The organism is Streptomyces sp. DT2A-34, from assembly GCF_030499515.1.
Taxonomy (GTDB): Bacteria; Actinomycetota; Actinomycetes; order Streptomycetales; family Streptomycetaceae; genus Streptomyces.
In genome coordinates, this window is the sequence record NZ_JASTWJ010000001.1 from 7,792,941 (window position 1) to 7,806,094 (window position 13,154).

Here is a 13,154-nt window from a genome sequence, read left to right on the forward strand (position 1 = left end):
GCCCCGCCACACCTTTGGGTGAAGGTGGTGAACGAGTGCCGTAAATCGAATGCGCGTGCTATAGGGTCGGTCTCGGCGTCGGGCATGCTGGATGGTCCGGGATTGTTGTCCCATTCGGGAATCCGACCGGCGTTGTCAGTGGCTCCCCCTAGTCTGAAAAAGCACGGGGGCCTCGCCCCTGTCACTTCTCTCAAGAAAGGTGCGGACCGGCGTGGCCGACCGTCTCATCGTCCGTGGCGCGCGCGAGCACAACCTGAAGAATGTCTCGCTCGACCTGCCGCGCGACTCGCTCATCGTCTTCACGGGCCTGTCGGGGTCGGGCAAGTCCTCGCTGGCCTTCGACACCATCTTCGCCGAGGGGCAGCGGCGCTACGTGGAGTCGCTGTCGTCGTACGCCCGGCAGTTCCTCGGTCAGATGGATAAGCCGGACGTCGACTTCATCGAGGGTCTGTCCCCGGCGGTCTCCATCGACCAGAAGTCGACCTCGCGCAACCCGCGCTCGACGGTCGGCACCATCACCGAGGTCTACGACTATCTGCGTCTGCTCTTCGCGCGCATCGGCAAGCCGCACTGCCCCCAGTGCAGCCGCCCGATCTCGCGCCAGTCGCCGCAGGCCATCGTCGACAAGGTCCTGGAGCTGCCGGAGGGGAGCCGCTTCCAGGTGCTGTCGCCGCTGGTGCGCGAGCGCAAGGGCGAGTTCGTCGACCTCTTCGCCGATCTTCAGACCAAGGGCTACTCCCGCGCGCGTGTGGACGGCGAGACGATCCAGCTCTCCAACCCGCCGACGCTGAAGAAGCAGGAGAAGCACACCATCGAGGTGGTCGTCGACCGCCTCACGGTGAAGGACACCGCCAAGCGCCGCCTCACCGACTCCGTGGAGACCGCCCTCGGCCTGTCCGGCGGCATGGTCGTGCTCGACTTCGTCGACCTCCCCGAGGGCGACCCCGAGCGCGAGCGCATGTACTCGGAGCACCTGTACTGCCCGTACGACGACCTCTCCTTCGAAGAGCTGGAGCCGCGCTCCTTCTCCTTCAACTCGCCCTTCGGCGCCTGCCCCGAGTGCACCGGTATCGGTACGCGCATGGAGGTCGACCCCGAGCTGATCGTCCCGGACGAGGACAAGTCCCTCGACGAGGGAGCCATCCACCCCTGGTCGCACGGGCACACCAAGGACTACTTCGGCCGCCTGATCGGTGCCCTCGCGGATGCGCTGGGATTCCGCACGGACATCCCCTTCGCGGGCCTGCCGCAGCGCGCCAAGAAGGCGCTCCTCCACGGGCACAAGACGCAGATCGAGGTCCGCTACCGGAACAGGTACGGGCGCGAGCGCGTGTACACCACGCCGTTCGAAGGGGCCGTCCCCTTCGTCAAGCGCAGGCACAGCGAGGCCGAGAGCGACGCCAGCCGTGAGCGCTTCGAGGGCTACATGCGCGAGGTGCCCTGCCCCACCTGTGAGGGGACGCGTCTGAAGCCGATCGTCCTCGCGGTGACGATCATGGACAAGTCGATCGCGGAGGTCTCCGCGATGTCCATCAGCGACTGCGCGGACTTCCTGGGCGAGCTGAAGCTCAACGCCCGCGACAAGAAGATCGCCGAGCGGGTGCTGAAGGAGGTCAACGAACGGCTGCGGTTCCTCGTCGACGTCGGCCTCGACTACCTGTCGCTGAACCGCGCGGCCGGCACGCTCTCCGGCGGCGAGGCCCAGCGCATCCGCCTGGCCACCCAGATCGGCTCCGGCCTTGTCGGCGTCCTGTACGTCCTCGACGAGCCCTCCATCGGTCTGCACCAGCGCGACAACCACCGGCTCATCGAGACCCTGGTCCGGCTGCGCGACATGGGCAACACGCTCATCGTCGTCGAGCACGACGAGGACACCATCAAGATGGCCGACTGGATCGTCGACATCGGCCCCGGCGCCGGCGAGCACGGCGGCAAGGTCGTGCACAGCGGCTCCCTGAAGGAGCTGCTCGCCAACACCGAGTCGCAGACCGGGCAGTACCTGGCCGGCAAGAAGTCCATCCCGCTGCCCGACATCCGCCGCCCGCAGGACCCGTCCCGCCGGCTCACGGTGCACGGCGCCCGGGAGAACAACCTCCAGGACATCGACGTGTCCTTCCCGCTGGGCGTGTTCACCGCGGTCACGGGCGTGTCCGGCTCCGGCAAGTCGACGCTGGTCAACGACATCCTGTACACGCACCTGGCCCGCGAGCTCAACGGCGCCCGCAATGTCCCCGGGCGCCACACGCGCGTGGCGGGCGACGACCTCGTCGACAAGGTCGTGCACGTCGACCAGTCGCCCATCGGCCGCACCCCGCGCTCGAACCCGGCCACGTACACCGGCGTCTTCGACCACATCCGCAAGCTGTTCGCCGAGACCACCGAGGCGAAGGTCCGCGGCTACATGCCGGGACGCTTCTCCTTCAACGTCAAGGGTGGCCGCTGCGAGAACTGCGCGGGCGACGGCACGATCAAGATCGAGATGAACTTCCTCCCGGACGTCTACGTCCCGTGCGAGGTCTGCCACGGCGCCCGGTACAACCGGGAGACCCTGGAGGTCCACTACAAGGGCAAGTCCATCTCCGAGGTCCTGAACATGCCCATCGAGGAGGCCATGACCTTCTTCGAGGCGGTTCCGGCGATCAACCGCCACCTCAAGACGCTGAACGACGTCGGTCTCGGCTATGTCCGGCTCGGCCAGTCCGCGACCACCCTGTCCGGCGGTGAGGCGCAGCGCGTGAAGCTCGCCAGCGAGCTGCAGAAGCGCTCCACCGGCCGTACGGTCTACGTCCTGGACGAGCCCACCACCGGTCTGCACTTCGAGGACATCAGCAAGCTGCTGAAGGTCCTGTCCGGCCTGGTGGACAAGGGCAACACGGTCATCGTCATCGAGCACAACCTCGACGTGATCAAGACCGCCGACTGGATCGTGGACATGGGCCCCGAGGGCGGCGCCGGCGGTGGCCTGGTCATCGCCGAGGGCACGCCCGAGGAGGTCGCCGCGGTCCCCACCAGCCACACCGGCAAGTTCCTGCGCGAGATCCTCGACGCCGACCGGATCAGCGACGCGACCTCGGTGAAGGCCCCGCGCAAGGCGGCAGCCAAGAAGACGGTCGCGGCGGGCTCGACGGTGAAGAAGACGGCGACGGCCAGGACCACGAAGACGACCACCGCCAACAACACCGCCACCAAGAAGGCGACCGGCGCCACGAAGAAGGCGGCACCCGCGAAGAAGACGACGCGGGCTCGCAAGGCCTGAGGCTCGAGGGCAACGAGCCCGAACACCGAACACACCCCGAAAAGTGCGGCGCCCCGCGGGAACTCCCCGCGGGGCGCCGCACGTTGCATGATCAGCCGCTCGATCCCTGCGGCTGTGACGAACCTTGACTCCTCAAGAGTGGACAACAGTGGAACGGAACGCCTCCTAGAAGTCCCCCAGTTCGGAGGCGTAGGGCGGCTCGGCGCCCGCCCGGGAGCAGGTGATCGCGGCAGCCCGCGCCGCGAACCGCAACAGCCGTGTCCAGCCGTCGGCGCCCAGTCCCACGAGCGCCTCGGCGGACAGGGCGTCCTGGGCGGCCAGGCCGTGCAACAGGGCCGCATTCACGGTGTCGCCCGCACCGATCGTGTCCACGACGTCGACGTCCTCGCCCGCTACGGTGTGCACCGCGCCGTCCCGCGTGAAGGCGGTCAGTCCGTCACCACCCTGAGTGATCACGACGGCCGCAGGCCCCGCGGCCAGCCACTCGCGCGGGGTGCCGCCCAGCCACAACGCGTCCTCCTCGGACAGCTTGAGCAGCGACACCGACGGCAGCCAGCTCTTGAACCGGGCCCGGTAGCCATCCGGGTCCGGGATCAGCCCAGCCCGGATGTTCGGGTCGAGCGCGGTGAACACCCCTTGCGCGGCCGCGCTCCGCATCAGCTCCTCGTAGGCGCTCGCCCCCGGTTCCAGGACGAGCGAACAGGTGCCGAAGGAGACCGCGCGCGTCTGCGCGGGCAGTTCCGGGGGTGCCGTGAAGAGCCGGTCGGCGGTGCCCTCGACGTAGAAGGAGTACGCGGCCGAGCCCTTCGCGTCGATGGTGGCGACCGCCAGGGTGGTCGGCTCCATACCGCGCTGCACGGCCGATACGTCCACCCCGGCCCTCCGCAGCCCGTCGAGCAGGGCCTCACCGAAGGCGTCGTAGGAGGTCCGGGAGCAGAAGGTGGTGGGGGAGCCGAGGCGGCCGAGGGCCACCGCGGTGTTGTAGGGCCCGCCGCCGAGCGCCGGCTTCAGGCCCGCCAGGGCGCCCGTGCCCTGCGGTACCAGGTCGATCAGGGCCTCACCGGCGACGACGATCACGAGACGGTTCCTTTCACGGACGTCAGGGTCTGTTCGGGGCATCCACACGAGGTGCGATGCACGAAGGTGCAGGGGAGCCGCTCGGTCCGGGCGGGCCGGTCCGGCGAGGCGAGGCGGTCCAGCAGCACGCGGACCGCCTGGGCGCCGATGTCCCTGCTGGGCTGGGCTATCGCGGTGAGCCGGGGCGAGAACAGGTCGGCCCAGGCGAAGTCGTCGAAGCAGCACAGCGCGATGTCGTCGGGCACGGCCAGACCGTGCTCACGCAGGGCGCGCAGGGCACCGATCGTCATCGCGTTGTTGGCGGTGACGAGAGCGGTGGGCGGCGAGGCGAGCGACAGCAATGAGGCGGTGGCCTGTTCGGCGCCGGCCGATTCGGAGTCGCCGTGTACGACGAGGCGCTCGTCGTACACGAGCCCGGCCGCCGCCAGGCCGTCCCGGTATCCGGTGAGCCGCTCGCTGGTGGTGCTGAGGCCGGACAGGCCGGCGACCATGGCGATCCGCCGGTGGCCGAGATCGGCGAGATGAGTGACGAGCCGGGCCACGGGTTCGGCGCTGTCGGCGCAGACCTGGTCGAAATGCGGCGAGCTGTCGGTCGTGGGGTGGACCACGCGGTCGAGGAGGACGGTCGGCACCTTGTGACGCCCGAGGTAGGCGATGAGCTCGCGCGGGTCCGCCGAGGGCGCGACGATCATGCCGTCCACGCGGCGCTCGTGCAGGAGCTGGACGACCTTGCGTTCATGCTCCGGATCGTCGTGCGGGTCGGCGATGAGCAGGCTGTAGCCGTGTTCCAGGGCAGCGGCCTCGACGCCCTGGAGTATCTCCGTGAAGTACGGGTTGCTGATCGCCGACACTGCGAGCCCTATGGAGCGGGTGCGGGAGGTCACCAGGGAACGGGCGAGGGTGTTGGGTGTGTAGCCGAGTTCGTCCATGGCGTCCAGCACCGCCTGGCGGGTGTGGGGCAGCACCGGCCGGGTGCCGTTCAGCACATGAGAGACGGTCGCCACGGACACGCCGGCGCTCCGCGCGACGTCGGCCATGGTTGCCATCGCGATCCCCTCCCGTTTCTGCCTGTGCCGCGGGCCCCTCGCCGGGCCGCCGCGGCTCTTCTGGCCGGGAAGGTATCCCATTCGGAGCCGGACGTAAACGCTTGCGCAATCGCTTACGTCCCTCCGCTGATCCTGCCGAGGGGGGACGTCGGCCGTCCCTGGATCAGAACCTGGTGGTCTTCCGTACCGGTGTGGGAAGCGTGCTGATCAGCCGCACCAGGATGAAAAGTGGTGGTCAGCCCGGTCTGAGTCAGGGCGCGGCGGTCAGCTCAGCCGGTGTCAGGGCGCGGTGGGCAGCCCGGCCGGTGTGAGGACGTGGTGGTCAGTCCGGCCGGTATCAAAACGTGGCGGTCGGGCCGACCGGGATTGCAATGTGGCGGTCGGGCCGACTGGGATCGAAACGTGGCGGTCAGCCGCGGCCGCGACAGATCGGAGCGGCGGCTCACTCCCACTCCCACCCGATGCCCACGATCCCCGTCCGCACCCGTGGCTCGACAAGGTGGACGGAGCGGTGCAGCCCACTGACGGCCAGTCCCTGACGGTCACTGCGGGGCGCCGCTGCCGAGTGCTGGGCGAACCGGTGGCAGCGGACCGGGAGGGCGTTCTCGGCGAAGCGCACCTGGAGGGCGTACTGGCCGCCCGCGAGAGGGAAACCGCGGGCGTACTCGCGGGACACGTCGGCCGTGCCGTCCTCGACGCCGTACCGGAAGAGGTAGGTGTCGCCGGCCCACAGACGCGTACCGAAGAGCAGCTCGGCCACGAGGACACCGGTGTCATGGTGCCAACGCACCCGTCCCGTGCGGCAGTTCTCCAGCGCGTGCACCGTGATGCGCTCCGGCGCGCACCCCGGGTCGCCGTGGTGGACGGCGACGAAGCGGTCCACGCCGTCCTTGTGGGCGCGCACGATGTGGTGCGACTCGCGTCCCGCCAGTTCGCGGCGCGGCCCGATCCGTACCCGTTCGTGGTGGGCGAGGGTGTGCAGGCCGCCGTCGACCGGCCAGTCCAGCTCGGCCAGGAGCTGTTCCAGGACGCCCGAGGCCTCCACCAGGGAGCGGTAGGAGCGGGCCGCGGGCCGTTGGAGGGCGGAGTGGTCGCCGGCCTCGGCGAGCAGCCGGATCAGGGACTCCTCCGGCAGCTGGAGGATCTCCTCCAGCGCCCGTACCGCGCGCAGTGACTCGGGGCGCTGCGGCCGGCGGGCGCCCTGCTGCCAGTAGCTCAGACTGGTGACGCCGACCTTCACACCGCGACGGGACAGATGGTGCTGCACGCGCTGCAGCGGCAGTCCCCGGGCGGCTATCGCGGCGCGCAGGGCGACGTGGAACGGGCCACCTCGCAGGGCCGTGTCCAGTTCCGCGGTGGCGGCGGGGATGTCCGCGTGCTGTGTGGCGTGCGGCATGCAGGGGCCTTTCTGTGGATGTTCACAACGGGTGGTCAGACCGTTCGCGCGGCTGCTCGGGGCCACCCCGGTCGGCGCGGCAGGGGGTCTTCACATCCGTACGCCGTCGTTCATGGCCCCGAGTTCCCCCGCATTGAAGCGTGTTGACCAAGTCCCGACAACACCTGATGCCCAACAGTGGGCAATCCTGGCCGAGTCGCGATGCCGTCGCCTCAAGTCGCTGTGTCAGCCCCGGTGTTGTCCAGCGCTGGCCCGGTGTCGTCCAGCGCCGGCCCCGGTGTTGCGCAGCACCGCCCTGATGGCGCGTGCGGCCGGAGCTGATGAGTGCAGGAAGCCGTGGCTGGAGTGTTGCTCCGGAAGGGCCTGGTCGGCCTGTGCGAGCGGTCGGGTACGAGGTGGCGGGTCAGGCCGATGACGCGGCTGGGCTGCTGGTACTGGTCGGGGTTGAACGACCCGATCAGCGAGGCCTTGGACCGGATCCTCCGGGGCGGCTCGGTCGTCGCCCCCTCCCAGGTCCAGGAGCTGTTCCCCCCAGTGCCGGATGATCCGCCGACTCACCTCAGCGCCCGCGAGCACGAGGGCCTCTCCCTCATGGCCGAGGGCCGGTCCGACACGGGCATAGGCCGCTACCTGCGGGTCCTCTCGGGCACCGCGGAGAAGCACATCCGCAGCATCCTGGCCGAACTCCGGCTCCGGGAGGCCGGCGATGGCCACCACCGTGTCCCACCCATTCTCACGTTCCTGTCCTGGCCATTCTCAGGTTCCAGCGCTGGCCGCCGGGCCGCTGGGGTGCCGGTAGGGCCTATGGTGATCCGTGCGACGACGAGGACGACCCCGGCGCGCACGCCACGAATGCCGGGCCCCCGGCGCGCACACGGTGCCGCTCGCACAGGCGCTGCGGATCGCCGGCCACGTGCTGGTCTCCGGGGTGCCACCGCCCGACCTGGCGTGGGTCGGGAACCGCTGAGCCCCAACGCTCCGGCGTTGTCCACAGCCCCGCCGGACTGTCAGTGCTCGCCAGTAGGGTGTGAGACATGGCCGATCCCTCCAGCTACCGCCCCAAGCCGGGACAGATCCCGGACTCTCCCGGGGTGTACAGGTTCCGTGACGAGCACCGCCGGGTGATCTACGTCGGAAAGGCGAAGAGCCTGCGCCAGCGCCTGGCGAACTACTTCCAGGACCTGGCCGGCCTGCACCCGCGCACCCGCACGATGGTCACCACAGCCGCGTCCGTGGAGTGGACCGTGGTGTCCACCGAGGTCGAGGCCCTGCAGCTGGAGTACTCCTGGATCAAGGAGTACGACCCCCGGTTCAACGTCAAGTACCGCGACGACAAGAGCTACCCGTATCTCGCGGTGACGATGAACGAGGAGTACCCGCGTGTGCAGGTGATGCGCGGTCACAAAAAGAAGGGCGTCAGGTATTTCGGGCCGTACGCGCACGCGTGGGCGATCCGTGACACCGTCGACCTGCTCCTGCGCGTCTTCCCCGTGCGCACCTGCTCGGCCGGCGTCTTCAAGAACGCCCGCCGCACCGGCCGCCCCTGCCTGCTCGGCTACATCGGCAAGTGCTCCGCCCCCTGCGTGGACCGCGTCTCGGCCGAGGAGCACCGGGAACTGGCCGAGGAGTTCTGCGACTTCATGACCGGCCGCACGGGCACGTACCTCCGCCGCCTTGAGAAGCAGATGATGGAGGCGGCCGACGAGATGGAGTACGAGCGGGCCGCCCGCCTGCGCGACGACATCGAGGCCCTGAAGAAGGCCATGGAGAAGAACGCGGTCGTGCTCGCCGACGCGACCGACGCCGATCTCATCGCGGTCGCCGAGGACGAGCTGGAAGCGGCCGTACAGATCTTCCACGTCCGTGGCGGCCGGGTGCGCGGCCAGCGCGGCTGGGTCACCGACAAGGTCGAGGAGATCACCACCGGTGCCCTCGTCGAGCACGCCCTCCAGCAGCTCTATGGCGAGGAGACCGGGGACGCCGTGCCCAAGGAGGTCCTGGTCCCGGCCCTGCCCGACCCCGTGGAGCCCGTGCAGGAGTGGCTGACCGGGCGCCGCGGCGCCGGCGTCTCGCTGCGCATCCCCCAGCGCGGCGACAAGCGTGCCCTCATGGAGACCGTCGAGCGCAACGCCCAGCAGGCGCTCGTCCTGCACAAGACCAAGCGCGCCTCCGACCTGACCACGCGCTCGCGTGCCCTGGAGGAGATCGCCGACGCCCTCGACCTGGACAGCGCCCCGCTGAGGATCGAGTGCTACGACATCTCGCACCTCCAGGGCGACGACGTCGTGGCCTCCATGGTCGTCTTCGAGGACGGGCTGCAGCGCAAGAGCGAGTACCGCCGCTTCCAGATCAAGGGCTTCGAGGGCCAGGACGACGTCCGCTCCATGCACGAGGTGATCACCCGCCGCTTCAAGCGCTACCTCGCCGAGAAGGAGAAGACGGGCGAGTGGGCCGACGGCGAGAACACCCTCGCCGACACCTCGTCCGCCCCGCTCACGGACGCCTCGTCCGATGCCCTCGCCGGCACCTCGTCCGACCTGCTCACCGACACCTCCTCCGCCCCCCTCGCCAACGGCCTCAAGGACGACGACGGCCGTCCCAAGCGCTTCGCCTACCCGCCGCAGCTCGTCGTCGTCGACGGCGGACAGCCGCAGGTCGCGGCCGCCCAGCGGGCCCTGGACGAGCTCGGCATCGACGACATCGCCGTCTGCGGCCTCGCCAAGCGCCTGGAGGAGGTCTGGGTACCCGGCGAGGACGACCCGGTCGTCCTGCCCCGGACCAGCGAGGGCCTGTATCTGCTCCAGCGCGTCCGGGACGAGGCCCACCGCTTCGCGATCACCTACCAGCGCACCAAGCGGGCCAAGCGCTTCCGGTCAAGCCCGCTGGACGACGTCCCCGGCCTCGGTGAGACCCGCAAGCAGGCGCTGATCAAGCACTTCGGGTCGGTGAAGAGGCTGCGATCCGCGACAATCGACCAGATCTGTGAGGTTCCGGGCATAGGCCGCAAGACGGCCGAAACGATCGCCGTGGCTCTCGCCCAGGCGGCCCCGGCCGCGCCCGCCGTGAACACGGCGACTGGAGAGATCATGGAAGACGAGGAATCCGATACGACGGCGGAGACCTCGGGGGAGCCCGTGTCCGCGGGCGCCCCGGACGAACGACGGGGGCAGGAGAGATGAGCGAGCACCACACACATCCCACAGGCGAGCGAGATCAAGAAGCTCAGGAAACCCACAAGAAGACCGGCGAGGATCTCACCCAGCAGGACGCACGCCAGGAAGACGGAGCACAGGTGAGTACGGGCAACGAGACAGCCGGGGTCCCCGAAGCGGCCATCCCCGAGCTGGTGATCATCTCCGGCATGTCCGGGGCCGGCCGCTCGACGGCCGCCAAGTGTCTGGAGGACCTCGGCTGGTTCGTCGTCGACAACCTCCCGCCCGCGCTGATCCCCACCATGGTGGAACTCGGCGCCCGTTCCCAGGGCAATGTGGCGCGGATCGCGGTGGTCGTCGACGTCCGCGGCCGGCGCTTCTTCGACAACCTCCGCGAGTCCCTCGCCGAACTCGACACCCGGGGCGTCACCCGCCGGATCGTCTTCCTGGAGTCCTCCGACGACGCCCTGGTGCGCCGCTTCGAGTCGGTGCGCCGCCCGCACCCCCTCCAGGGCGACGGCCGCATCGTCGACGGCATCGCCGCCGAACGCCAGCTGCTGCGCGAGCTGCGCGGCGACGCCGACCTGGTGATCGACACCTCCAGCCTCAACGTGCACGAGCTGCGCGCCAAGATGGACGCCCAGTTCGCCGGCGAGGAGGAGCCCGAGCTGCGGGCCACGGTCATGTCCTTCGGCTTCAAGTACGGCCTCCCGGTCGACGCCGACCTGGTCGTGGACATGCGCTTCCTGCCCAACCCGCACTGGGTCCCGGAGCTGCGCCCCTTCACCGGCCTCAACGAGGAGGTGTCGGCGTATGTCTTCAACCAGCCCGGCGCGAAGGAGTTCATCGACCGCTACTCCGAGCTGCTCCAGCTCATCGCGGCCGGATACCGCCGAGAGGGCAAGCGGTACGTGACGATCGCGGTCGGTTGCACCGGCGGCAAGCACCGCTCGGTCGCCACATCCGAGAAGCTGGCGGCGCGCCTTGCCTCCCAGGGCGTGGAGACGGTGGTCGTACACCGGGACATGGGACGGGAATGACGGGACGTACTCCGCGGCTGAGCAGGTTGCGCCGGGCGATGCCCGAGTCGCGGGCCGGCCGGCCCGCCGAGGCCCGCGGCGCCAGGCCGCGCCGCCGCGGCGCCCAGCCCAAGGTCGTCGCCCTCGGCGGCGGCATGGGGCTGTCCGCCTCGCTCGCCGCGCTGCGCCGGATCACCGGCGACCTGACCGCCGTGGTCACCGTGGCCGACGACGGCGGCTCCAGCGGGCGCCTGCGCGACGAGCTGGGTGTGCTGCCGCCCGGTGACCTGCGCAAGGCGCTGGCCGCGCTGTGCGGCGACGACGACTGGGGCCAGACCTGGGCCCGCGTCATCCAGCACCGCTTCCACTCCCAGGGCGACCTGCACGACCACGCGGTCGGCAACCTGCTGATCGTCGCCCTGTGGGAGCAGCTCGGTGACCACGTCCAGGCCCTCGACCTGGTCGGCAAGCTGCTCGGCGCGCACGGGCGCGTGCTGCCCATGTCGGCCGTACCGCTGGAGCTCCAGGCCCTGGTCAAGGGGCACAACCCGGACCTGCCCGAGGCCGTCGACACGGTCCGTGGTCAGGCCAACGTCGCCCTCACCCCCGGCGAGGTGCAGTCGGTGCACGTCGTGCCGCACGACCCGCCCGCCGTCCCGGAGGCCGTCGCCGCCGTCCGGGACGCGGACTGGGTGGTGCTCGGCCCGGGCTCCTGGTTCTCCTCGGTCATCCCGCACCTGCTCGTGCCCGAACTCCTGGACGCCCTCACCGAGACGAAGGCGCGCCGGGTACTCTCCCTGAACCTCGCCCCGCAGCCGGGAGAAACCGAAGGCTTCTCACCGCAGCGTCATTTGGAGGTTTTGGGACGACACGCCCCTAAACTCGCCCTGGACGTGGTGCTGGCCGACGAGGCCGCCGTGCCGGACCGGGATGTGCTCACCGAGGCCGCCAAACGGCTCGGTGCCGCGGTCGAGCTGGCCCCGGTGGCCCGGACGGACGGGACGCCCCGGCACGACCCGGAGCTGCTGGCCGCCGCGTACGACCGTATTTTTCGGATGCATGGAAGGATCGGCCCATGGCGATGACGGCAGCGGTGAAGGATGAGATTTCCCGGCTCCCCGTCACCCGGACCTGCTGCAGGAAGGCGGAGGTCTCCGCCATTCTGCGGTTCGCCGGCGGCCTCCACCTGGTGAGCGGGCGCATCGTGATCGAGGCGGAGCTGGACACCGCGATGGCGGCCAGACGGCTCAAGCGGGACATCCTGGAGATCTTCGGCCACAGCTCCGAGCTGATCGTGATGGCGCCGGGCGGGCTGCGTCGCGGTTCGCGCTACGTCGTGCGCGTGGTCGCGGGCGGTGACCAGCTGGCCCGCCAGACCGGCCTGGTCGACGGGCGCGGCCGACCGATCCGCGGCCTGCCCCCGCAGGTGGTGTCTGGGGCCACCTGTGACGCCGAGGCCGCCTGGCGCGGCGCCTTCCTGGCGCACGGTTCGCTCACCGAGCCCGGCCGCTCGTCCTCCCTGGAGGTGACCTGCCCGGGTCCCGAGGCCGCGCTCGCCCTGGTCGGCGCGGCCCGCCGGCTGTCGATCGCCGCCAAGGCCCGCGAGGTGCGCGGCGTGGACCGCGTGGTCGTCCGGGACGGCGACGCGATCGGCGCCCTGCTGACCCGGCTCGGCGCGCACGAGTCCGTGCTGGCCTGGGAGGAGCGCCGGATGCGCCGCGAGGTGCGCGCCACGGCGAACCGTCTCGCCAACTTCGACGACGCCAACCTCCGCCGCTCGGCGCGCGCGGCCGTCGCCGCCGGCGCTCGCGTCCAGCGCGCGCTGGAGATCCTCGGCGAGGAGGTCCCCGAGCACCTCGCTGCCGCCGGACGCCTGCGTATGGAGCACAAGCAGGCCTCGCTGGAGGAGTTGGGCGCGCTCGCCGACCCGCCGCTCACCAAGGACGCCGTCGCCGGCCGTATCCGCCGGCTGCTGGCCATGGCCGACAAGCGGGCCCAGGACCTCGGCATTCCGGGCACCGAGGCCAACCTCTCCGAGGAGTTGGCGGACAACCTCGTGGGATGATGTGAGGGGTCGTCAACAGACCGGCGCTGATGTCCGCTTGGGCATCGGCGCCGGTCTTTTGTCAGTCTTTGCGGCACTCTTGACTGGGCCGTGAAGTGGCATGAGCCTGGCAGTCATTCGTCACTGTGGCGAAACACTGCTAG

The 13,154-nt window shown here is 70.3% G+C and carries 8 protein-coding genes; 5 read left to right on the top strand and 3 right to left on the bottom strand.

Translation table 11 applies throughout. The features are described 5' to 3' along the window. Positions 1–211 precede the first annotated feature (211 nt). Complete coding sequence (gene uvrA / locus QQM39_RS34770) at positions 212–3,256, top strand: excinuclease ABC subunit UvrA (protein WP_302001530.1); 3,045 nt, start codon at positions 212–214, stop codon at positions 3,254–3,256. 165 nt (positions 3,257–3,421) lie between these two features. Here the strand turns inward: uvrA and QQM39_RS34775 are convergent, their stop codons facing one another. The 3 genes from QQM39_RS34775 to QQM39_RS34785 all read right to left on the bottom strand — a co-directional run bounded on the left by QQM39_RS34775 (position 3,422) and on the right by QQM39_RS34785 (position 6,775). Next, positions 3,422–4,333, bottom strand: a complete 912-nt coding sequence (locus QQM39_RS34775) for a carbohydrate kinase (protein ID WP_302001531.1) — start codon at positions 4,331–4,333, stop codon at positions 3,422–3,424. Beyond that, positions 4,330–5,379: a LacI family DNA-binding transcriptional regulator gene (locus tag QQM39_RS34780; RefSeq protein ID WP_302001532.1), complete on the bottom strand. Its 1,050-nt coding sequence runs from the start codon at positions 5,377–5,379 to the stop codon at positions 4,330–4,332. Before QQM39_RS34780 ends, QQM39_RS34775 begins: the two co-directional genes overlap by 4 nt. Positions 5,380–5,821: 442 nt before the next feature. Then, on the bottom strand, positions 5,822–6,775 hold the full coding sequence (locus QQM39_RS34785) for a hypothetical protein (protein ID WP_302001533.1): 954 nt from the start codon (positions 6,773–6,775) through the stop codon (positions 5,822–5,824). A gap of 1,034 nt (positions 6,776–7,809) precedes the next feature. Here QQM39_RS34785 and uvrC point away from each other — a divergent pair. The 4 genes from uvrC to whiA are packed head-to-tail and all read left to right on the top strand — an operon-like array spanning position 7,810 to position 13,011. Further along, on the top strand, positions 7,810–9,954 hold the full coding sequence (gene uvrC, locus QQM39_RS34790) for an excinuclease ABC subunit UvrC (protein WP_302001534.1): 2,145 nt from the start codon (positions 7,810–7,812) through the stop codon (positions 9,952–9,954). Further along, entirely contained in the window at positions 9,951–10,967 is a 1,017-nt protein-coding gene (rapZ, locus tag QQM39_RS34795) for an RNase adapter RapZ (RefSeq protein ID WP_302001536.1), read from the top strand. The genes uvrC and rapZ overlap by 4 nt, the downstream gene beginning before the upstream one ends. Next, positions 10,964–12,031 carry a uridine diphosphate-N-acetylglucosamine-binding protein YvcK gene (yvcK, locus tag QQM39_RS34800; RefSeq protein WP_302001537.1) on the top strand — a complete coding sequence of 356 codons (1,068 nt, stop codon included), beginning with the start codon at positions 10,964–10,966 and terminating at the stop codon, positions 12,029–12,031. Before rapZ ends, yvcK begins: the two co-directional genes overlap by 4 nt. After that, complete coding sequence (whiA, locus tag QQM39_RS34805; protein WP_062719176.1) at positions 12,022–13,011, top strand: DNA-binding protein WhiA; 990 nt, start codon at positions 12,022–12,024, stop codon at positions 13,009–13,011. The genes yvcK and whiA overlap by 10 nt, the downstream gene beginning before the upstream one ends. Positions 13,012–13,154: the final 143 nt, after the last annotated feature.

What these genes read in the sequence shown, in the direction of transcription:
- uvrC (WP_302001534.1), top strand. Translation starts at nt 7,810, where the DNA reads ATGGCCGATCCCTCCAGCTACCGCCCCAAGCCGGGACAGATCCCGGAC.
- whiA (WP_062719176.1), top strand. Translation starts at nt 12,022, where the DNA reads ATGGCGATGACGGCAGCGGTGAAGGATGAGATTTCCCGGCTCCCCGTC.
- QQM39_RS34785 (WP_302001533.1), bottom strand. Translation starts at nt 6,775, where the DNA reads ATGCCGCACGCCACACAGCACGCGGACATCCCCGCCGCCACCGCGGAA.
- yvcK (WP_302001537.1), top strand. Translation starts at nt 10,964, where the DNA reads ATGACGGGACGTACTCCGCGGCTGAGCAGGTTGCGCCGGGCGATGCCC.
- rapZ (WP_302001536.1), top strand. Translation starts at nt 9,951, where the DNA reads ATGAGCGAGCACCACACACATCCCACAGGCGAGCGAGATCAAGAAGCT.
- QQM39_RS34780 (WP_302001532.1), bottom strand. Translation starts at nt 5,379, where the DNA reads ATGGCAACCATGGCCGACGTCGCGCGGAGCGCCGGCGTGTCCGTGGCG.